Annotated in this window: 24 protein-coding genes; 23 read left to right on the forward strand and 1 reads right to left on the reverse strand. The window is 34.5% G+C overall.

Annotation, left to right across the window (positions count from 1 at the left end; all coding sequences use genetic code 11):
- The first annotated feature begins 121 nt into the window (after positions 1-121).
- The 18 genes from OW157_RS04755 to OW157_RS04840 all read left to right on the forward strand — a co-directional run bounded on the left by OW157_RS04755 (position 122) and on the right by OW157_RS04840 (position 15,084).
- A complete protein-coding gene (locus tag OW157_RS04755) occupies positions 122-457 on the forward strand; it encodes a PTS sugar transporter subunit IIB (RefSeq protein ID WP_268752186.1) in 336 nt (111 codons plus the stop codon).
- The gene (locus OW157_RS04760) at positions 454-810 is read left to right on the forward strand and encodes a PTS cellobiose transporter subunit IIB (protein WP_268752776.1); all 357 of its coding nucleotides are present in this window, start codon (positions 454-456) and stop codon (positions 808-810) included. Before OW157_RS04755 ends, OW157_RS04760 begins: the two co-directional genes overlap by 4 nt.
- The gene (locus OW157_RS04765) at positions 810-1,133 is read left to right on the forward strand and encodes a PTS lactose/cellobiose transporter subunit IIA (protein WP_268752188.1); all 324 of its coding nucleotides are present in this window, start codon (positions 810-812) and stop codon (positions 1,131-1,133) included. Before OW157_RS04760 ends, OW157_RS04765 begins: the two co-directional genes overlap by 1 nt.
- Positions 1,134-1,138: 5 nt before the next feature.
- Positions 1,139-1,624 (forward strand): hypothetical protein, encoded by a 486-nt coding sequence (locus tag OW157_RS04770; protein WP_268752189.1) that lies wholly within the window; start codon positions 1,139-1,141, stop codon positions 1,622-1,624.
- Positions 1,625-1,642: 18 nt separating this feature from the next.
- Complete coding sequence (gene celB, locus OW157_RS04775; protein WP_268752190.1) at positions 1,643-3,064, forward strand: PTS cellobiose transporter subunit IIC; 1,422 nt, start codon at positions 1,643-1,645, stop codon at positions 3,062-3,064.
- Positions 3,065-3,101: 37 nt separating this feature from the next.
- Positions 3,102-4,535 (forward strand): 6-phospho-beta-glucosidase, encoded by a 1,434-nt coding sequence (locus OW157_RS04780; protein ID WP_268752191.1) that lies wholly within the window; start codon positions 3,102-3,104, stop codon positions 4,533-4,535.
- Between the two features lie 85 nt (positions 4,536-4,620).
- Positions 4,621-6,072, forward strand: coding sequence for a 6-phospho-beta-glucosidase (locus OW157_RS04785; protein ID WP_268752192.1), 1,452 nt, complete (start codon positions 4,621-4,623; stop codon positions 6,070-6,072).
- 129 nt (positions 6,073-6,201) lie between these two features.
- Complete coding sequence (locus OW157_RS04790; protein ID WP_268752193.1) at positions 6,202-6,510, forward strand: acyltransferase; 309 nt, start codon at positions 6,202-6,204, stop codon at positions 6,508-6,510.
- A 157-nt stretch (positions 6,511-6,667) separates the two neighbouring features.
- Positions 6,668-7,261 carry a histidine phosphatase family protein gene (locus tag OW157_RS04795; RefSeq protein ID WP_268752194.1) on the forward strand — a complete coding sequence of 198 codons (594 nt, stop codon included), beginning with the start codon at positions 6,668-6,670 and terminating at the stop codon, positions 7,259-7,261.
- A gap of 1 nt (position 7,262) precedes the next feature.
- Complete coding sequence (locus tag OW157_RS04800; RefSeq protein WP_268752195.1) at positions 7,263-8,099, forward strand: Cof-type HAD-IIB family hydrolase; 837 nt, start codon at positions 7,263-7,265, stop codon at positions 8,097-8,099.
- A 509-nt stretch (positions 8,100-8,608) separates the two neighbouring features.
- The gene (locus OW157_RS04805) at positions 8,609-9,412 is read left to right on the forward strand and encodes an SDR family oxidoreductase (protein ID WP_268752196.1); all 804 of its coding nucleotides are present in this window, start codon (positions 8,609-8,611) and stop codon (positions 9,410-9,412) included.
- Between the two features lie 11 nt (positions 9,413-9,423).
- The gene (locus OW157_RS04810; RefSeq protein ID WP_268752197.1) at positions 9,424-11,259 is read left to right on the forward strand and encodes a BglG family transcription antiterminator; all 1,836 of its coding nucleotides are present in this window, start codon (positions 9,424-9,426) and stop codon (positions 11,257-11,259) included.
- Positions 11,260-11,263: 4 nt separating this feature from the next.
- Positions 11,264-11,749: a transcriptional regulator GutM gene (locus OW157_RS04815; protein WP_268752198.1), complete on the forward strand. Its 486-nt coding sequence runs from the start codon at positions 11,264-11,266 to the stop codon at positions 11,747-11,749.
- Positions 11,749-12,303 (forward strand): PTS glucitol/sorbitol transporter subunit IIC, encoded by a 555-nt coding sequence (gene srlA, locus OW157_RS04820; RefSeq protein ID WP_268752199.1) that lies wholly within the window; start codon positions 11,749-11,751, stop codon positions 12,301-12,303. The genes OW157_RS04815 and srlA overlap by 1 nt, the downstream gene beginning before the upstream one ends.
- Positions 12,304-12,322: 19 nt before the next feature.
- Positions 12,323-13,336 (forward strand): PTS glucitol/sorbitol transporter subunit IIB, encoded by a 1,014-nt coding sequence (gene srlE, locus OW157_RS04825; protein WP_268752200.1) that lies wholly within the window; start codon positions 12,323-12,325, stop codon positions 13,334-13,336.
- Between the two features lie 10 nt (positions 13,337-13,346).
- Positions 13,347-13,703 (forward strand): PTS glucitol/sorbitol transporter subunit IIA, encoded by a 357-nt coding sequence (locus OW157_RS04830; protein ID WP_268752201.1) that lies wholly within the window; start codon positions 13,347-13,349, stop codon positions 13,701-13,703.
- 50 nt (positions 13,704-13,753) lie between these two features.
- Positions 13,754-14,419, forward strand: coding sequence for an HAD family hydrolase (locus OW157_RS04835; protein WP_268752202.1), 666 nt, complete (start codon positions 13,754-13,756; stop codon positions 14,417-14,419).
- Positions 14,416-15,084 (forward strand): fructose-6-phosphate aldolase, encoded by a 669-nt coding sequence (locus tag OW157_RS04840; RefSeq protein ID WP_268752203.1) that lies wholly within the window; start codon positions 14,416-14,418, stop codon positions 15,082-15,084. The genes OW157_RS04835 and OW157_RS04840 overlap by 4 nt, the downstream gene beginning before the upstream one ends.
- Before the next feature lie 331 nt (positions 15,085-15,415).
- Here OW157_RS04840 and nagB read toward each other — a convergent pair whose 3' ends face one another.
- Positions 15,416-16,123, reverse strand: a complete 708-nt coding sequence (nagB, locus tag OW157_RS04845) for a glucosamine-6-phosphate deaminase (protein ID WP_268752204.1) — start codon at positions 16,121-16,123, stop codon at positions 15,416-15,418.
- Positions 16,124-16,295: 172 nt separating this feature from the next.
- Here nagB and OW157_RS04850 point away from each other — a divergent pair, with 172 nt between their 5' ends.
- The 5 genes from OW157_RS04850 (at position 16,296) to rsmG (ending at position 22,644) form a co-directional block, all read left to right on the forward strand.
- A complete protein-coding gene (locus tag OW157_RS04850; protein WP_268752205.1) occupies positions 16,296-18,095 on the forward strand; it encodes a PTS mannitol transporter subunit IIBC in 1,800 nt (599 codons plus the stop codon).
- Between the two features lie 43 nt (positions 18,096-18,138).
- Entirely contained in the window at positions 18,139-20,205 is a 2,067-nt protein-coding gene (locus OW157_RS04855; protein WP_268752206.1) for a BglG family transcription antiterminator, read from the forward strand.
- Positions 20,206-20,228: 23 nt separating this feature from the next.
- Positions 20,229-20,669 (forward strand): PTS mannitol transporter subunit IIA, encoded by a 441-nt coding sequence (locus OW157_RS04860; protein WP_268752207.1) that lies wholly within the window; start codon positions 20,229-20,231, stop codon positions 20,667-20,669.
- The gene (locus OW157_RS04865) at positions 20,669-21,817 is read left to right on the forward strand and encodes a mannitol-1-phosphate 5-dehydrogenase (protein WP_268752208.1); all 1,149 of its coding nucleotides are present in this window, start codon (positions 20,669-20,671) and stop codon (positions 21,815-21,817) included. The genes OW157_RS04860 and OW157_RS04865 overlap by 1 nt, the downstream gene beginning before the upstream one ends.
- Positions 21,818-21,930: 113 nt before the next feature.
- Entirely contained in the window at positions 21,931-22,644 is a 714-nt protein-coding gene (gene rsmG, locus OW157_RS04870) for a 16S rRNA (guanine(527)-N(7))-methyltransferase RsmG (RefSeq protein ID WP_268752209.1), read from the forward strand.
- Positions 22,645-22,658: the final 14 nt, after the last annotated feature.

Below are 22,658 nucleotides of genomic sequence, written 5' to 3' on the forward strand. Positions count from 1 at the left end.
GGATAAAAATGGTAGTTTTATGTAAAGTTTTTTTCTAATTAATGAAAGCGCTTGAATTGTATTGAGGGTATAGTTAATATAAGGTGTTGTAAGCGGTTTATTTATAAAAGACAGGTGATTTATGAAACGCGTAGTAATTATATGTATGGGAGGTATGTCATCTTCATATATATCTAGTGAATTAAATAAGTATTTTGATGAAAAAAATCTAGCAATTGAAACAGTATCGGTTTCCTTAGGTAAGGGTAAAAAATTATTGAATGAGGGAGATTTTGATATCTATTTAATTAGTCCACAAGCTAAATATGCTAGTGAGTGGCTAAAAGAAATCGCAATTAAAAATCATAATGATTTATTTGATATCGCTCCACATTTATATGTGCCGATACCTCAAAAAATTGAAGAACTAAGTCACTATATAATCAATTTAATTAAGATAAAGGATGGTACTCTATGAAAAAAGGTTTAATTATTTGTAATGCAGGAATGTCTTCATCAATGATTGCCCAAAAAGTAACGAAGTTTTTTGAAGGACGAGATTTACCAATAGAAATCGAAGCGACTACTGTTACTAAGGGAAAGGAAATTATTGAAAAAGATCAATATGATTTATATTTGCTTAGTCCCCAAGTAAAAATGGCTAGTGAAGGTTTAACAAAAGCTGCGGAAGCAAAAAATAAACCATTAATTAATATTGAGCCTGATGCTTATCTTCCTACTGAAGAAAGTACAGTAAAACTAGCGATGCAAATTTTTCCAATTTTTAAAGAAGATTTGAAAAAAGAAAAAGCTGAGAAAGAAGGTAAATAATGGACTCTTCACAAGTACAACAAATGGCTTTTCAGATTATTCTAGCTGCTGGTAATGGAAAAACCATTGCTCATGAAGCAATTCAACTAATGAAAGAGTATAAATTTGAAGAAGCCGAGCAAAAATTAGAAGAATCAAATGAGGCTTTTATTGAGGCACATAATGCACAAACAGAATTATTACAAGCTTACGCAGGTGGAGAAGAAATCATTATGGAAATCATAATGGTCCATGCTCAAGATCATTTGATGACAGGGATGACTTATAGAGATATGGCGATAGAATTACTTGATGTTTATAAGAAATTAGCGGAAAAGGACTGATAGTAATGGCTAATACGGATAAAAAGGAGCTTATTGAAAAACAAAGTAAACAAGTATTATTGTTTAATCGTTTTTTATGGCTGCGTTATAGCTTAGCTTTACTATTTTTTATCAATTTTTACTGGTTTATTTTCTTGATTGGTATGAAATCATATGGTGCAATCTTACCGTTAATACTATTATTTTTAAATATACCTTCATTGGCTGAACAAATTAAATTGTATAGTCATCATAAAAATAATTTAACTTATGCAAGATATTTTTTTGTCTTTCAAGTAATCATTTTAGGAATTTTAGGAATAATTATTAATTTAGAAATCTTTTTTAATTTGTTTTTTCCGTTTTTAATATTTAATTCACTATCTTTAGGATTAATTTATATAGTTATGTTTATTATTTTAGGTATTTCTTTATTAAATTTACATGCTTTGAAGAGTATACGGCATAATACTGATACTTTTTACCAAAAATTAAGTAAAGAATATAATTAAAGAATTGAGGAGAAAAATATGTCTCAAAATCAGAATAATGGTATGTTTGGAGTAATGGAAAAATATTTAATGACACCATTAACTAAGCTATCTCAGACTAAACTTGTAAGAGCGATTCAATCTACAGGGGTTACAACTATTCCATTTACAATTGTAGGATCAATGTTTTTGGTATTTAATATATTACCTACAGCAATTCCAGGATTAACGAATATATTTGAAGCCACTTTTTTTAGATTTAGCGAACTATATATGATTGCTAATAAAGCAACAATGGGTGTTTTAGCTTTATACTTTACTATTGCTTTAGGATATCACTATACACGAATAATGATAGAAGATGATCCAGATTTGGATTTAGATCCTATTTATGGTGCTACTTTAGCTTTGTTTGGTTTTGTAATGACCATTCCACAAATTATTTGGGAAGATGGTTATATGAAAATTGTTCATGTAATCGAAGAAGAAACTATGATAATTAATGGATGGTCAATTGGTGCTGATGGGGTATCTCGCTTTGGTTCAATTGGAGTTTTTGTAGGTATTATTATGGCTATTATAGCCGTACATATTTATAAATTTTGTGTAGAAAAAAATATTATTATTAAGATGCCTGCTGCAGTTCCGTCAGGAGTCGCTAATTCTTTTACAGCATTAATACCTACTTTTATAGTAGCGTTTTCTGTATTAATTATTAATGCGTTATTTGTCTTTTTAGGAACAGATATTTTCCAAGTCATTCAATTACCCTTTGCTTTTGTTACTAATTTAACAGGATCTTGGCTTGGATTTATGGTTATTTTATTTTTAATACATGCATTATGGAGTGTCGGTGTACATGGAGCAACTATTATTACCAGTATTATTAATCCTATACTTATAAATAATATGGCTCTCAATGCTTCAGGACAAGCAACAGAAACTTTAGCTGGAGAATTTTGGAATGCCTATACTTACCCAGGAGGATCAGGTTCAACATTATTATTAACATTTATTATGGCAACGCTATGTCGTTCACAGCAATTAAAGATTTTAGGACGTAGTTCTTCAGTTCCTGCGATTTTTAATATAAATGAGCCTGTTATTTTTGGAGTGCCAATGATCTATAACCCTGATATGTTAATTCCATTTATTTTAGCACCAATGGTAGCAGGTTCAATTGCCTATTGGGCTACTGAACTAGGTTTTGTTCAACCAATCATTGCTTTGATGCCTTGGCCAACTCCAGTAGGTATTGGCGCATTTATTAGTACAGGTGATTGGAGAGCAATTATTGTCGCGTTAATATGTGTTTTGGCAGCTGGATTAGTTTATTATCCATTTATTATGCGTTTTGATAAGAAATTATATGCAGAAGAACTCGAAAAAGCAGCTAAATTAGCAGCTGAAGGGTCAGATGAAGGTGAACAAGCATTAGATGATTTCTTTAGCTTAGATTAAGCTATGTCATTTGTGTATTTAATATAAGGAGGATTTTATGGCTTTTAGAGAAGACTTTTTATGGGGAGGCGCAACTGCAGCCAATCAATGTGAAGGTGCTTATGATGTAGATGGTCGTGGTTTAGCTAACGTTGACTTGGCGCCAGTAGGTGAAGATCGAGCAGCGGTAGTGACTGGACAACGAAAAATGTTTGATTTTGAAGATGGTTATTTCTATCCAGCCAAAGAAGCAATTGATATGTATCATCATTATAAGGAAGATATTGCTTTATTTGCTGAAATGGGATTTAAAACCTATCGCTTTTCTCTAGCATGGTCACGTATTTTTCCTAAGGGTGACGAACAAGAACCTAATGAAAAAGGATTAGAATTTTATGATAATTTAATTGATGAGTTATTAAAATATGACATTGAACCCTTGGTGACAATTACTCATTTTGATATTCCTATGCATCTAGTAAAAGAGTATGGTGGATGGCGTAATCGTAAAGTTGTTGAATTTTATGAAAATCTTTGTCGTGTAATTTTTAATCGTTATAAAGGTAAAGTGAAATATTGGATTACCTTTAATGAAATTAATATGCTCTTGCATGCACCATTTATGGGAGCTGGTATTTGTTTTGAAGAAGGAGAGAATCGCGAACAGGTCTTATACCAAGCAGCTCATCATGAATTATTAGCCTCTGCAGCAGCAACTAAAATTGCCCATGAAGTAGATTCTGAAAATATGGTTGGTTGTATGATGGCTTCTGGTGTGCATTACCCATTAACTCCTAAACCAGAAGATGTATGGGGTGCATATACTAGTGATCGTGACAATTTATTCTTTATTGATGTCCAATCTCGTGGTTATTATCCAAACTATGCCTTGAAATTCTTTGAACGTAATGGATTGGATATTAAAATTACTGAAGAAGATAAAGAATTATTGAGAGAAAATACTGTTGACTATATTACTTTCTCTTATTACAACACCCGTGTTGGGGTTGGGGATGATTCTAATGAAGAAACCGTTGAAAGTAATCTATTCCAAACACCTGATAACCCTTATCTTGAAAAAACTGAATGGGGATGGCCAGTTGACCCATTAGGCTTTAGAACCACAATTAATAGTATTTATGACCGTTATCAAAAACCATTGTTTGTGGTTGAAAATGGTCTGGGTGCTGTTGATAAACCTGATGACGATGGCTATGTTGCTGATGATTATCGAATTAATTATTTAGCAGATCATATCAAACAAATGAAAGATGCTGTTGAATTAGATGGTGTTGAAATGCTAGGTTATACCACTTGGGGATGTATTGACCTAGTTTCTGCAGGTACTGGTGAAATGAAAAAACGTTATGGTTTTATCTATGTTGACCGTGACAATTATGGAAATGGCAGTCTTGAACGTTCTAAGAAAAAATCATTTGATTGGTATAAACAAGTGATTGCTTCTAATGGGGAAGACTTATCTAATAATTAGAACTTGAGGCAGGTGATTTTCACCTGCCTTTAAATTTTAAATAGACTATTCTTTTATAAAAGCAAGTAAAGAAAGGAAGAATATAATGATTAAATTTCCAAAAAACTTTTTATGGGGTGGTGCGGTTGCAGCCCATCAATTAGAGGGAGCTTGGAATGAAGATGGTAAAGGACCGAGTGTTGCCGATGTATTGACTGCTGGCTCAGCTCAACAACCACGACAAATTCATACAACTATTGACCCTGAAACGTATTATCCTAACCATGAAGCGGTAGATTTTTATCATCACTATAAGGAAGATATTCAGTTATTTAAAGAGATGGGTCTAAAAGCCTTTCGAACGTCTATCTATTGGGCCCGTATTTTTCCTAAAGGGGATGAAACTGAACCAAATGAAGCAGGGCTAAAATTTTATGATGATTTGTTTGACGAATTAATTGCGAATGGTATTGAACCAGTAGTAACATTAACTCATTTTGAAATGCCTTTATACCTCGCTCAGGAATATGGAGGCTTTAAAAATCGCAAGGTTGTTGACTTCTTTGTAAAATATGCTGAAACAGTCTACAAACGTTATAAAGATAAAGTAAAATACTGGATGACTTTTAATGAAATTAACAACATGATGGATTATTCTAATCCCATATTTCTATGGACGAATGCTGGAGTGACTGTTGAAGAAGGAGAGAATCCTGAAGAAGTGATGTATACAGCTGCCCATCATTTAGTTTTAGCATCTGCATTGGCTGTTTCTAAAGGAAAAGAAATAAATCCTAATTTTGAGATTGGAACTATGATTTCACACGTCCCTATCTATCCAAATAATTGTGATCCTAAAAATGTGATGTTAGCGGAAGAGGCTTTACATTTACGTTACTTCTTCCCTGATATTCAAGTTCGCGGCTATTATCCTAGTTATGCCTTGAAAAATTTTGAGCGAAAAGGCTTTGATATTCCAATTTTGGATGGTGATGCAGATATTCTAGCTAAGGGGACCGTTGATTATATTGGTTTTTCTTACTATATGTCAAATGTTGTTGATTATGATAAAGGTGAACCACTTGATAGCGATAAAAATGTTCACGGAAAAATTCCTTATCAAGTTGATAATCCATATATTCAGTCATCTGATTGGGGATGGGCTATCGATCCAATTGGATTACGTATTACCTTAAATCGTCTATGGGAACGTTATCAATTACCTTTATTTATTGTTGAAAATGGCTTAGGCGCCTATGATGAAATAGCATCGGATGGATCAATCCATGATGATTATCGAATTGATTATATGCGGCAACATATAGAAGAAATGGCTAAAGCTATCAACCATGATGGTGTTAAGCTTTTGGGTTATACTCCTTGGGGAATTATTGATTTAATCTCATTTACATCAGGGCAAATGGCCAAACGTTATGGCATGATTTATGTTGATCGAGATGACGAGGGTAATGGTAGCTTTGCTCGTTCCAAGAAAGATTCTTTTGCTTGGTACCAAAAAGTTATCGCATCAAACGGTGAAGAGTTAGACAACAAATAACTATAATAAGTGGAGTTGTTATGAAAGAATTATTGAATTTAAATAAAGGGCATCCTTGGTTAGCCAATGGACCTTATGAAGAAACGATGCAAAAAAATCGCAAGTCAGACATGGATAGCTGTTTCTAAAATGAATACAGAGTCACTGGAAGATCCTGATGATATGCGTCTCAGAGTAGAATTTTTAATTAAAGAAATGATTCCTGAATCGACTCGTATTCGACAACCATTTTATACTGACTTTGGCAAGAATATAAAAATTGGTGCTGGAGTATTTATTAATGCAGGAGTCCATATGCAAGACCAAGGAGGCATAAGAATTGGTAACAATGTTCTTATTGACCATCAAGTAGTATTTGCTAGTTTAGATTATGATTTAGCGCTAGACAAACGTGCTAATCTGTATCCTAAACGTATTGTTGTTGAAGATGATATTTGAATTGGACCAAATGCAACAATTACTAAAGGTAACGCAATTGGTCGTGGTTCTGTAGTTGCAGCAGGAGCTATGGTTAACCAAAATGTACCTAAAAATACTATCGTGGCTGAAGTACCAGCCAAAGTAATTAAGAAGTTATAGCGTAGAGGAGATTATTATGACGACTGATATTTATCTCGTCCGTCATGGACAAACGCTCTTTAATAAATTAAAGAAAACCCAAGGATTTTGTGATTCACCACTAACGGATTTAGGCATTCGCCAAGCTCAAGCAGCGGGGCAATTCTTTATTAATCAAGCGATTCATTTTGATGCTGCTTATTGTTCGACACAGGAACGTGCAGAAGATACCTTATTAGCTATGTATGAGGGGTCATATCAACGCTCTAAATTACTTAAAGAATGGAACTTTGGTTTATTTGAAGGTAGCCCCACTTACCTAGAACCTCCTCATAAGGCAGGAGAAGAATCACATGGAGACAACTTTGTGCCTTATGGTGGCGAAGGAGTTGATCAAGTACAAGAGAGAATGACACAAGTTATGACACAAATTGCTAAAGAAAATGACGATAAAACGATACTGGCTGTTTCTCATGCCGGATCACTTTACGCATTTTATTTAAAATGGCGTCGTGCAGAAGACAAGCGCCCTAAATTTTCTAATTGTTGCATTCTACATTATCGTTACAAAGATGGGAAATTTGAATTAATTGAAACTTTTGACCCTGCTATAGCTATTAAGGAGAATTAGCATGACAGAAAAATTAATTTTTATTGATATTGATGGGACTTTAGTGGATTATGAAAATAATTTACCATCTTCAGCTGTTGATGCTATTCATCAAGCTCAAGATAATGGACACTTAGTAATTCCAGTAACCGGACGTTCTAAGGCAGAAATGTATGAAAATATACTCGCTATTGGTTTTGATGGTTATATTGGTGGAAATGGTAATTACGTTGAATTAAATGATCAAGAAATTTTCCATAAACATCTAACAGCTGAGGATACTAAGGCAATTGTCGATTGGTTACATCAACGAGGTTTAGAGTATTATTTAGAATCCAACTCTGGACTCTATGGGTCTAAAAAATTTGCTGAACGAGGCAAGGAAACAATTCAAGCCTATTCTGCCTATAAAGGGAAAGCTGATGCTAAGCAAATGGATGTAAAAAAAGTATTCCCGGATATGATATTTGGTTCAGATCCTTACCGTGATGACATTAATAAAATAAGTTTTATCCTCGATGATTACCAGGATTACCTTGATGCTAAGAAAGAATTTTCGAATTATAAAGTAGGCACTTGGGGTGGTGTTGGTGAAAAAGCCCTCTTTGGTGATGTTGCGCTTGATAATATTGACAAGAGTGTAGGAATTGGATTTTTATTACAGTATCTAGGTAAGAGTAAGGAAGATGCCTTTGCCTTTGGAGATGCTAAGGTAGATATCCCTATGATTGAATATTGCGGAACTGGTATTGCTATGGGTAATGCTGGTCCTGAAACCAAAGAAGCTGCAGACTATATTACCGCTGATGTTGATCAAGATGGGATGTGGAAAGCGTTTCAACATTTTGGATTAATATAGATAATAATAGCTACATATCAAACAAGTCAGTAAATAGAGTACTGACTTGTTTTTGATTGTAGATAACTTTTAATTAAAATGTGTACTATTAAGCGGTTAAATATGCGAATGATAATCTAATTAAATTTATATATTCTATTAATATCATTTATCTCTAAATTTTATTCCACAGAAGAAGGACTTATAAATTACCAGATAATTAATAAATAGAAATTAAAATAAAATTGAAGGAATATATTTTCGATTGGTTAAACAACTTTAACAATTTAAAAATGCGTAAAAACCAAAATTATCTTATACCCCCTCAAGAATCCTTATTCTCATTGATTCTTGAGGGGGTTTCGAATTTTTTGCTATATTAAGTAGCAAATTAAACGATAAAAAATTATAATTTATATATTAATAATAATTAGTATAATAAATTTTAGTATTCGGGAAAAAATGATGAATTAAATTTTAACCATGAAAACGCTATACTTATAAGTGAACAAGAAAAGGAGGAATTATAAATGCAAAATTCATGGTTAAATATTGAGGATAAAGTCTATGTCGTTACAGGTGGTTCTTCTGGAATTGGGGCAGCAGTTATTGAAGAATTATTAGCCAATGGTTCTAAAGTCGCTAATTTCGATATTAATGAGGGAGACAAAAAACATGATAATCTGTTATTTGTCAAAACTGATGTGAGTTCGCGAAAAAATGTTGAAGATAGCGTAGAAGCAGTTATTGATAAATTTGGAACGATTGATGGTGTTGTAAATAATGCTGGGATAAATATTCCACGTTTATTGGTGGATCCAAAAAACCCTAAAGGTGAATATGAATTAGCAGATGATGTATTTGACAAGATGTTACAGATTAATCAAAAAGGGGTATTTTTAGTTGCTCAAACAGTTGGAAGAATTTTAGTAGAAAAGGGCGAAGGCGTTATTTTAAATATGGGGTCAGAATCTGGTCTTGAAGGTTCTGAAGGCCAAAGTCCTTATGCAGCAACAAAAGCAGCAGTATATAGTTACACTCGTTCATGGGCAAAAGAACTAGGGAAACATAATGTACGTGTCGTTGGTGTGGCACCCGGTATATTGGAAGAAACTGGTTTAAGAACAATTCAATATGAAGAGTCGTTAGCATATACTCGAAATATTACAGTTGAAAAATTACGCGAAGGGTATTCAAGTACAAGTACTACACCTTTAGGACGTTCTGGAAAATTAGATGAAGTGGCTGATTTTGTTAGCTATTTATTATCTGATCGAGCAAGTTATATTACAGGTGTAACGTTGAATATAGCCGGAGGAAAAACAAGGGGCTAGGAGTGAGCTGAGTGGCTCTCATTAATCGATGGTACAAGATATTATCTATATTAGAAAAAAAGCATCAAGTTTCCCAAAATGAGCTTGAAAACTATTTAGGGACTAGTCGAATAACAGTAAAGAATAATATAAAAATGCTCAATAATGAATTAGAAGATACTGCCCGTATTGATTTAATCGATGCATACTATCAGCTAACGATTTTAGATTATGTTGCGTATTCATCAATTTTGTCAGGACAGTTACGTAAAGAAAGTGATTTTAATTCAAGTAGTAAACGTAAAGCTTATATTATTAAAAAACTGGCTGAAATAGACGAGTCTATAACAATTGCTGATTTGACAGAGAAATTAAATGTCAGTCGCGGAACAGTAAATAAGGATATTAATAGTTTAAGAAAACAGCTAAAAGATTATGGAATCGATTTAATTGGAACGACTAATAAAGGAATCCAATTAAGTGGTGAAGAGTATCAAATAAGATTACTATACATAAATTATGTTTTAGAATATTTTGATTTTTCATTTATCGATTTAGATTTTATAAAAATAATTGATCCAACGTTTACAGATATTAATATTAGTGATGAAGTTAAGCATATATTTTTGAAAGCTGTGGAGACAACACTAGTAAGAAAAGATAATGGATTATCTAAGAATAGTAACTTGTATACGAATTATATACAGAATGATCTTAATTTCGATAGTATATTAACCACTGTTGAGCAGTATTTTCAAATTAATTTAAACGCTTATGAGAGAGAATTTTTATCCTATCCATTTAATATCTATAATCAAGGAGATTATCTTAATAAGAAATATGAAAGTCATTTTATACCAGTTTTATTTGATGATATAATCACGGCTATTCAACGTGAGTTTGCTATAGATATTAACCAAGAAAAATTATTTGAAGACATTAATATCCATCTTCATTATCTTGTCAATCGATTAGTTACACATACACCATTGGATGATATATTATTTGATAAATTATCATCTAAATATCCTTTATCTTATGAATTATCTCAACTTGCTATTACAGTAATTGAAAATAAACTAGGAGAAAAATCCTATCCAGCAGAAAAGAACTATTTAGCCATTTATATAGAAATGGCGATGAATTTAAATGAAAGTGCTCAAAAGAAGAAAATTGCTGTTGTATGTCATACCGGGAGAGGGACTGCAAAGATTATTGAACGAAGATTTGCCCAAGTTCTTGGATCCGAGGTAGAAATTGTTTCATTAGCGATTCATGAAATTTCCCAAGAAAAATTAAATCACTTTTTTGCTGTTTTTTCTACGGTACCTCTTAGATATCCGGATTTAAACATTCCTGTCGTTCAAATAAACACCTTATTTGAAGATTCACAAATTCGGAAAGAATGGGAAAAAATTGAGAGACTCGAATTTATTGAAAGTGAGACACTTGAAGTCAGTCAATCCGTATTAACTTCTGAAGATAATTATTATAAGTATTTAGTCAAGATGGCCTCCGATTTACAAGAGAAGAATTTTGTAGATAACGAATTTTGTTTTCGAATCATCGAACGTGAAAGATTAAAATCGACAATTTTTGAAAATGGTATAGCGATGCCTCATGCAATAAATCATAAATCGGATCGTGTCGTCCTTAATATTGGTTACTTAGAAAATAATTATTCAAATGAAAAAATAGAAATTATTTTTATGATTGGGATTCCAGAAAATAATACTAAACAAATAGAAAATACATTAATTGAACTATATGATTTTATTTTTTTAGTGGCTCAAGATCATAATTTGAGAAAGCAAATTAAAAAGGCTAAATCTAAACAAGACATTCTAAATATTGTTAGAAGGAAGTGATAAGATGAGTTTTCTAATGTTATTTGGAATTATTGCAGTATCTGCATATGGAATTCAAATATTGTTAGGGTATCAACAAATTAAAGAATTTAACAAAGTGTATTTGGAAGTTAGAAATAAAGGTAGAGTGGTTATTGGTAGAAATCCTGGGCGTTTAAAAGCTGGAACCCTTATCTTATTTGGAATAGATGATAAGGATATTATATTTGCAGCTTATAAAATGCAAGGAGTGACTGTTTTTTCTAAATTCAAAGCTCTAGAACAATTTATTGGGCAGGACATACACTTTATTGATCAAAAACATCCGTTAGTGCAAAAAGAAAATCGTTTAACACAAATTGCAATGGAAGATGCGAGAAATTTATTTATCAATTACCAATTAGGTATTCATGTCGAAGAAGAAAAACCTTCGCCATTACGTAAATTAGGGCAAGTGACTAGTCACTTGTTCGACGATTTAAAATCAAAAGTTAAGGGGAGTGTACAATAATGCAATGGATAATAAACTTTGCTGAAGGCTTTATGAACTTATTCCAATTAGGAGCAGATACCTTCATTGAGTGGATGGGTTCAATCGTTCCTTTAGTGTTAATGCTATTGATAGCGATGAATGCAATTATTAATTTACTAGGAGAAGAAAGGGTGCAAAAGTTAGCAGCGGTATCTTCTTCTAATCCATTTACTCGCTATATGATTTTACCTTTTGTTTCAGCATTTATGTTGGGTAATCCGATGTCAATGACTATGGGTCGCTTTTTACCTGAATACTATAAACCTGGATATATCGCTGCCCAAATGCAATTTTGTCATACAAGCAACGGTGTGTTTCCTCATATCAACCCAGGTGAATTATTTGTTTGGATGGGGATTGCTCAAGGGATTATGACATTAGGTTTAAATGAAATGGAACTAGCCATTCGTTACTTACTAGTAGGTTTAGTGATGAACTTTATTGGTGGATGGACGACAGATTTCTTTACTGAACGTGTTAGCCGTCAACAAGGCATAAAATTAAGTAAATCTGTGGAAACAGTGACTGATTAGAGAGCGGGGTTGTAATAAAATGACTGAATACAAAAGTATAAAAATAAATAAGGGTTCTGGTGGATTTGGCGGTCCCTTAGTGATTACTCCAACTGAAAAGAAAAATAAATTCATTTATGTGGTTGGTGGTGGTGATCGCCCAGAAATCGTTGACTATATTGAAGAATTAACTGGCATGGAAGGAGTTAATGGCTTTAAAACATCTATTCCTGATGACGAAATTGCCTTAGCTATTATCGACTGTGGTGGAACCCTAAGATGTGGTCTATATCCTAAGAAAGGGATTCCTACGGTAAATATTATTGCCACTGGGAAAGCTGGCCCATTAGCCCAATATATTACTGAAGATATTTATGTATCTAATGTTGGAAAAAAACAAATTAGTTTGACAGAAGAAACCGTAGCTGAGCAATCTCAAGCTGATACAGCAACCCATGAGCCAGAATCAGCAGAAGAAGATAAACCTAAGTATGATACCTCTAAAAAGATTACTGAGCAACAAAAGGGTGGAATTATTGCCAAAATAGGAATGGGCGCCGGAAAGTTTGTGTCTGTTTTTAATCAAGCTGCGCGTGAAGCTGTACAGACAATGTTAAACACAGTGATTCCATTCATGGCTTTTGTTTCCTTGATTATTGGTGTAATACAAGGTTCTGGTGTTGGTGATTGGATTGCCAATACTTTAGCGCCTTTAGCTGGTAATATTTGGGGACTAGTTATCATTGGTTTTGTGTGCTCTTTACCATTCTTATCTCCCTTATTAGGACCAGGTGCGGTAATAAGTCAAGTCGTAGGAACGTTAATCGGTGTAGAGATTGGCCGTGGAAATATTCCACCAAATCTTGCTTTGCCAGCATTATTTGCAATTAATACTCAAAATGGATGTGACTTTATTCCCGTTGGATTAGGGTTAGCTGAAGCAAAATCAGAAACAGTAGAAGTTGGGGTACCAGCAGTACTTTATTCACGTTTCTTAAATGGTGTCCCACGTGTGGTTGTCGCATGGTTAGCAAGTTTTGGATTATATAGTTAAGGAGTTAATTATGTCTGTATTTGAAACAAATGTTATTAATATTGGTAATGAAGCAGAATTATTTCAATCAGAAAATATGATTATTTTATTTGGATCAGATGCACCTGATGATTTAGCCGATTATTGTTATAATATTGAGCTTAATGAGGTTAAGGAATCTATTCAAGAAGGACAAACCTTGTCTGTAGGTAATGAACAGTATAAAATTACAGCAGTGGGTAATGTCGTTGAGAAAAATCTAAGAGACCTAGGTCATATCACCATAAAATTTGATGGTTCTAATGAAGCAGCATTGGCCGGTACTTTATATGTTGAAGAAAAAAAACTACCAGAAATTAGTGTCGGCACAGAAATTACAATTAAATAATAATAACTATGCCGTTCAAATTGAGCGGCATATTTTATCAGGAGGCATATATGAATACAATTATTTTTGATATGGATGGCGTAATTGTTGATTCTGAATATACTTATTTACAATCTAAAACCAAAATTTTAAATCAGCTAGGCTATGATAAGGATATCAGTTATCAATATCAATTTATGGGAACAACCTATCAATATATGTGGGAAAAAATGAAAGAAGAGTTAAATCTAGAAGAATCGGTTGATTATTACATTAATTTGATGAATCAAGAAAGACAAAATATGATTAACGAAGATGGGGTAAAGGCAATAAAAGGAGTCCAAACTTTCATCGCTGAAGCCTATCGAATGGGCTTTAAATTAGGTGTCGCATCTAGCTCGCCAATAGTTGAAATTAAACGTAATTTAACGGAATTGGAACTAATTAATTATTTTGATGTTTATGTTTCTGGCGAAGAAGTAAATAATTCAAAACCTTTTCCAGATATTTATCAATATGCAATGGAAAAACTAGATAAAAAGCCTTATGAATGTATAGCAATTGAAGACACACTGAATGGGGCCACATCTGCAAATAGGGCGGATTTATATTGTGTTGGGTTTAAAAACCCAGATTATCCAGCACAAGATTTATCATTAGCAGATAAGGTAGTCACATCTTTTAAAGATCTCGATTTGCAAGCACTAAAGCATTTAAATAGAGAGGGAAGAGAATGAATTTAATTATAGACTCAGCCAATACTTGTAAAATCAAAGACTATTTAACGTATTTACCAGTCGTTGGGGTGACAACAAATCCATCAATATTAAAAAAAGAAGGTAATATTGATGTAATCGAACATTTAACAGAAATAAGAAATATAATTGGAAAAAATCGAACCCTACATGTACAAACAATTGCTTCAGATTATACAGGAATGATGGAAGATGCTAAAAAAATAGCGGAGTCAATTGGCAAAGATGTTTATATAAAAATTCCTTGTTCAAAAACGGGTCTAAAAGTTATTAAGGAATTGAAAAATGAAGGGTATAATATCACCGCAACTGCCATTTATTCTGAAATCCAAGCGTTACTAGCACTTGCAAATGGAGCAGATTATTTAGCTCCCTATGTCAATCGGATGGAAAATCTGAATACCAATCCATATACAGTAATTTCTAATATTAGAAATTATATTGATCATAATAATCATGATACGAAGATACTTGCGGCGAGTTTTAAAAATGTTAATCAGGTATTAGAATCTTTGCATAAGGGTGCACATACTGTGACAGTAGGAGCAGAGGTAGTAGATAAATTCTTAGATGATGCAAATATCAATAAAGCTATCACCGATTTTTCAAATGATTGGGAAGAAATACACGGTAACTTGAATATATAAAAGAGACAAAATGAGGCTGGGCAAAAATCCCAGCCTCTTTGTAATATATGAACATTAATCTCTTAGTTGGGCTCGCCAAAGCAAGAGCTTCGGATATTTGTCCAATAGACTAAAAGATTTAAGTTCAAATCTTTTGTCTATTGGATCAAATCACTCGCTCTTACCACTTTTGCTCACAGTCTTTTAATCGAGTTCTGAAATGCAGCTCCTTCGACTGTTTCCTAAAGTGTGCAGGATAGGTTTCTCCTGTCCTGCACACTTTAATCCAAGGATTCTGTTCTTAGTGACTTTTGTTCCAGCCTCATTTCGTATTATTTTTTATAATAATGCATTACTTCTCCAACAATTTTGCGGCTTCTTTATCTAATAAAACAGTCACATTGGGATGATTTTGTAAAATAGAGGCCGGTACTTCAGATGTAACAGGTCCTTCAATCATGGCTTTGATGGCTTCGGCTTTATTTTCTCCAAAGGCGAGTAAAAGGATTTGTGAAGCAGACATGATTGAAGCCAATCCCATGGAATAAGCTTGAGTAGGGACTTCTGATTGGTCAGAGAAGAATCTCGAATTTGCCATAATGGTTTCTTGAGTAAGATCAACTAACCGTGTTTTTTCAGTGCTGGAAGAGCCTGGTTCGTTGAAACCGATGTGGCCATTTTGACCAATTCCTAGTAGTTGTAAGTCAATGGGATTCTCTGCCAAAACGGTATTATAACGGTCGATTTCTTCGGATACATTAGTATTCTCTCCATTGGGAATATAGGTTTTCTTGAAGGGTTTAGCGTTGAAAAGATGTTCTTCCATAAAATAAGCATAAGATTGTGGATGATTTGCTGGTAAGCCGTAGTATTCATCAAGATTAATAGCTATTGCATCGGAAAAATCGAGTGAAGAGTCAATTAATTGTTCGTATAATGCTTCGGGAGTTGATCCTGTTGCTAAGCCAAATACGTTCTGATTTTTTTCTAAAGCTTTTTCAAAAAAGTCTACTGCTTTTTTCGAAGCCTCGTGTGCATTTTCAAAAATTTGGATATCCATTATAATTCCTCCTTGTAATCGGTTTGATAACAACATCATTATAACACATGCCGTTTATTTCCTCAGAAAGTGCTGGCACATTGTTTGTGCCAAATTTGCGTTCGCTCACTATTGTAACCGTTTGTTAAAGCATTTACTATAGAAGTAGTATTGAAATAAAGGAGAGAGAACAATGTCGCAAGAAAAATCAAATGCAGGGTTTAAATCTGCTATACAGAAATTAGGCTCCTACTTATCAAGTATGGTAATGCCTAATATTGGATCATTTATTGCTTGGGGGATTATCACGGCCCTATTTATTTCTGATGGTTGGTTGCCTAATGAGGCTTTAGCTAACTTGGTTGGCCCAATGCGGGATTACTTATTACCAATTCTAATTGGTTATACAGGGGGCTCGATGGTATATGAGCAACGAGGCGCTGTAACTGGTGCAATCGCTACAATGGGGGCTATTGTAGGTGCTTCAGAAATTATAACCGGACAACCTACTGTGCCAATGTTTATTGGTGCCATGGTTTTAGGTCCGCTAGGTGGATGGGTCATCAAGAAATTTGATGAACACTTTAGTGACAAGATTCCATCTGGTTTTGAAATGTTAGTTAATAACTTTTCAGTCGGTATAATTGGTTTCTTACTGGTATTAGTTGGTTTTTATGCGGTGGGACCATTTGTGTCTGGAATGACAACCTTATTTGAGACTGGTGTAGACTGGATTATTAGCCAAAGATTATTACCATTGGCAAATGTTTTTATTGAGCCAGCTAAGATTCTATTCTTAAATAACGCGATTAATCATGGTATTTTGACACCATTAGGCTCTCAACAAGTGGCTGAAATGGGCCGTTCTGTACTTTATCTATTAGAGGCAAACCCTGGTCCAGGACTAGGTGTTTTATTAGCATTTAGTGTATTTGGTAAAGGGTCTGCAAAAGCTTCTTCACCAGGAGCTATTATTATTCACTTCCTTGGTGGTATCCATGAGATTTACTTCCCATACGTGATGATGAAACCTTTATTGTTCCTAGCCGTTATTTTAGGTGGTATCTCTGGAACCTTTACTTTCCAACTGTTGAATGCTGCGTTGACAGGACCTGCTTCACCAGGATCAATAATTGCGATTATTGGAATGACTGCACCTGGTACTTATATTGGAGTCATTGCAGGTGTTTTAGTGGCTACTTTAGTTTCCTTCTTAGTGGCTGCGGCTATCATCAAAATGGATAAAAATACTGAAGAAGGCGATTTTGAAGCAGCACAACGGTCAACACAATCTGCCAAAGCAGAATCCAAAGGGCAAACGACTGAGCTAAATGCTAGTGAACAAAATGAGGTTCCAGCACCAGAAGATATTAATCAAATTATTTTTGCTTGTGATGCTGGTATGGGCTCTAGTGCAATGGGTGCTTCTTTATTACGGAAGAAAGCGAAAACTATTGGTTATGATATTCCGATTACCAATATGGCAATTAGTAAGTTGAAGGATGAATCGGGAACATTAATTATTACGCAGGAAGAATTGACTAATCGTGCCATGAAACAAGCACCTCATGGGTCTCATGTATCGGTGGGGAATTTCTTAGATGGTGATCGTTATGATGATATCTTAAATGAAATGCAAAATAAATCGGAAGAAGATGTTGCTACAAGTAATGACTCAAATGTAGCATCTGGCCATTCAAGTCTGGATATGTCAACGATTAATGAAATTATTTTCCCTTACCATGCTGATTATCCAGCTAGTCCAGTAATGGGGGCATCCTTATTACGAAATGAATTACGCAATGAAGGCAAAGAAATTACTGTACACGCGGTAGAAGAAAATGAAATCGAATTAAGTGCCAATGCCTTATTAATTAGTGATAAGGAAACATTAGCGCAATTACAAACAATTGAGCAGTCACAGGTTTATGAAGTGTCTCACTTATATGAGGAATCAGCTTATAAGGAACTGCTTGAAACAGTCACTCAATAAGGTCATACTATAATAGAGTAAAGACTAATGAGGGGCGATAGGGATGTTTTTTTCAGAAAGGGAGAAACAGATTATAAAATTACTTTGTTCTAAGTCGCAAGGGGTGGCCTTGGCGGACTTAGAGCAAGTATTGAAGGTGAGTCGACGAACGGTTTATCGCGAAATTGCAAATCTAGAAAAAAGTTTGGATTCACTAGGAATGAAATTAAAGAAATCGCGTCATCAAGGGTATTATCTTGTCGCCACTGAGTCAGAAAAACATGCATTGTGGCAGCAAATAACCCAACAGAATTTTGTCAATTTCTCTAAACAAGAAAGACAAGATGCAATTGCCCTAGTTTTATTAACCAAGGAGCAGCGCGATAGTATTGAGAGTTTAGCGATTGATTTTCAAGTGAGTACCAGAACGATTCAAAATGATTTAAATAGTATAAAGACGATTTTTGACTATTATCAAGTAGAATTAAAGAATTTAAATGAGATTAAAGTTCAAATCGTTGGTAATGAAATTAAAATCAGACAACTGATTGTTTACTTACTAGATCGTAATATAAAAGCCTTTGAACTCTTTCACTTTTTGCGGGAGCTAACTAGTGAAAAGGAGACTTCAAATTATAATCATTTTTTCCTCTCTGTTTTTCCGCAAGTGATTTATGAACAAGTAAGTGCTCTTGTTGACTCTAATTTATATCACGAAAATATCGTTCAACTGCCAGATAATCAATTGAAAAAAACATTACTTAATCTTTTAGTGAATGTTTATCGCATGCGTTTGTCGCATTCTATTCACATGAATAGTTTGGAAAAAGGCTTATCTGCTCACTATTTACGCTTGGCTTATAAAATTTATACTATAATTTTTTCAGACACTGTGAATACGAGTATCAGTATGGGAGAAAGGGTTTATTTTGCTCACCAACTAGAGGGAATGAATTTTAATCGGTCCCAAGATATTTTCTCAAATGACTTTGATGCGACACTCACTTATCAAGTAACGGAACTGATCCGGCAAGTGTCTCATTTAACAGGGTATAATTTTAGGGAAGACCGCGTTTTATCGATCGATTTGTTGGCTCACATGGAAGCTGCTGTTAATCGTTCAGATCATCTGACCTTAAATGAACCGGATGTCTTATCGAAGATGACTGCACGTTATCCCTATATTCTTGAAAGTGTCAAAAAAAGCATTAAAACCGTCTTCCCTGACTTAGTATTTAATTCAGAGGAAATTGCGTATATTGTTTTACATTTTGCTTCTGCGATTGAACGTCAACCGCTTACCAAATCAGTTAAAGTGGCGATTGTTAGTTCAGGAGGCATTGGTTCGAGTCGTGTGTTAGAAAGCCGTTTTAAAAATAAAATCCCAGAAGTTCATTCTGTGACCATTTATAAGACGTCACAAATTAATGAATTAAACTCTGAAGATTACCATTTAATTTTGGCGACTGAATATCTACCAAATGTTGGTTTCGATTATCAAATGATTTCGCCCTTATTATTGGATAATGAAGCAATAAAAATAAGAGAAGAAATTAAAACACTCTCACACAATAGCCCTACAGAAGAAAATAAGGGTTATCCGGCCAAAGATGAAAGTAATCGCTTCAAAGAAATGTATCATTTAGTTAATGCTGGTAATCAACTATTAGAACAATTCCAGGTAAGAAACGAACAAGCGGAAGCGAGCTTATCTGGTACTTTATATAATATTATTGCAAAATTAGATGAGACAATTATTATTAATCCAGCCAATATCACACAAGAAATCGTTAAACGCTATCAAGAAGCGCCCATAGGTATTCCAAATTCCAATATTGCCTTATTTCACATCTCTAGTAGCCATGTGAAGGCCGCTTATTTTGCAGTCATCGATTTAGATAAGCAATTTGAAATTATGGGAATGGATCAAAAATATATTCAATTACAACGAATTCTCTTAATGTTAGCGCCAATTGATATTAGCAATGAAGAAGAACGATTACTAGGTAGTATTTCATCATCAATTATTGATAGTGATTTAAATACTGAGATTTATAAGTATGGCAATGAACAACTCATTTCCCAACTATTAAGTCATTTATTTGTACAAGCAACCCTCACAAAAGAGTAACGAGTAAAGAAAAGGAGTATGAAATGGAATTAAAGGAAACGTTAATTCAACTAAACCAGCAATTCTCTAATAAGGAGGACGCGATTCGAGCAGCTGGCGAATTATTATTGGCTGATGATGCTATTAAGCCAGAATATGTCGAGTCGATGCTAGAGCGTGAACAAATTGTTTCAACTTACATGGGGAATTTTGTCGCGATACCTCATGGCACAGATGATGCCAAGGAAGCCGTCAAGCACACAGCAATTTCTTTGGTGCAAGTTCCCCATGGCGTTGATTTTTCTACGTCTGAAGAAGAAAATCTGGCCCTATTAGTATTTGGGATTGCAGGGGTAGGCGATGAACACCTTGACTTACTCTCTAAGATAGCTGTCATCTGTTCGGACAAAGAAAATGTTGTCAAATTAGCAAATGCAAAATCACAATCAGAAATTACTGCAATTATTAAGGAGGCGGAAGTATAGTGAAACAAGCTGTACACTTTGGAGCTGGCAATATTGGTCGTGGATTTATCGGTGAAATTCTACATAAGAATGGTTTTCATATTACATTTGTAGACATCAATGATGAATTGATTGATGCTTTGAATGAACGGGACCATTATACTGTTGCTTTTGCTGATGAAAAAATGGATAAAACTCAAATCACTGATTTTTCAGGAATTAATAACGGAAAAAATCCCGACGCAGTAATTGAAGCCGTGAAAAATGCGGATATTGTAACGACAGCCATTGGACCTAATGTCTTACCTTTTATTGCAGAATTAATTGCTAAAGGATTGCAGGCACGCCAAGCAGCGAATAACACCAACGCCCTTGATGTGATTGCATGTGAAAATATGATTGGTGGGTCAGATTATTTATACCAAGAAGTCATTAAACACTTGGACAATGACACTATTGATTACCTTGCTCAATATGTTGGATTTCCTAATGCAGCCGTTGACCGGATTGTTCCTATCCAATCGCATGAAGATCCATTATATGTTTCAGTTGAGCCGTTTAGTGAATGGGTTGTTGATGAAACACATATGAAAGCGACTGATTTGAAGCTATCGGATGTCCTATATGTGGATGATTTAGAGCCATATATCGAAAGAAAGTTATTCTCAGTGAACACTGGCCATGCGACCACAGCCTACACTGGACGGTACTATGGTTATGAAACAATTGATCAAGCCTTAGAAGACGACCGAATCTTGAATCAACTTAAAGGTGTTTTACAAGAAACCGGTGCCTTATTGGTTGATAAATGGGGATTTGACCCTGACCAACACCAAGACTATGCCAATAAAATCGTTCAACGTTTTCAAAATAAATATATTTCAGATGCCATTACCCGAGTGGCCCGGACCCCAATCCGTAAGTTAGGTTATAACGAACGCTTTATTGGCCCTTTGCGTGAATGCCAAGAGCGTGGCTTAAACTATGATCGATTAAAAGAAACCGTTGCGATGATTTTTAAATATGACGATCCAAATGATGCCCAAAGCCAAGAACTTCAAGAAAAATTGACTGATTCTGATTTGGATAGTGTCATTAAAGAAGTGACCGGCTTAACAGATACGCAATTGATTGCTGAAATCAGTCAAGAAATTGAAAAACTAGCTTAATAACTTATGTCATTACTATTTAGTGAGCGTTGTCATATAAAATCGTCAGTTGAATACCACGCTCGTTTCCCCTCCTATGTTATACTTAATAAAAACTTGGAAGGAGCAATAGCATGAATCCAGACCAGTTTCAAGCGGCTTTGGCTGACCAAGGCATTAACTTATCAGATCATCAGATGGCGCAATTCGCTCGTTATTATGACTTATTGCTAGAATGGAATGAGAAGATTAATCTCACCGCTATCACCGAGCAAGAAGACGTCTATCTCAAGCATTTTTATGATTCATTGACCTTGGCTTTTTATGAAGACTTTACCAACGATAAAAAATTAGTCGATGTGGGTGCTGGAGCAGGATTTCCTAGCATTCCTTTAAAGATTGCTTTTCCTAATCTTGACGTGACGATTGTGGATAGTCTCAATAAGCGAGTAAATTTCTTGAATACGGTAATTTCTGACTTAGACTTATCTGGCGTGTCTGCCTACCATGATCGTGCCGAAACTTTTGGCCAAAATCCGGATTTTCGCGGTCAATTTGATGTGGCTACTGCCCGTGCTGTGGCGCGTCTGAATCTCTTAGCGGAATTTTGTATCCCTTTGTTGAAGAAGGGTGGTCAGTTTTTAGCCATGAAGGCGGCTCAAACCCATGATGAACGCGAAGAAGCCAATCAGGCCATCGCTACTTTGGGTGGGAAATTTATTGAAGACATTGCTTTTGACCTACCCAATGAGACTGGGGAGCGGCATATTGTGCGGATTGAAAAAAGGAAAGAAACCCCTAATAAATATCCACGTCGCCCCGGTAAACCAGCAAAAAATCCTTTGTAAATAAAAGGGTGTGA

Source organism: Aerococcus kribbianus, assembly GCF_026805545.1.
Lineage (GTDB): Bacteria > Bacillota > Bacilli > Lactobacillales > Aerococcaceae > Aerococcus > Aerococcus kribbianus.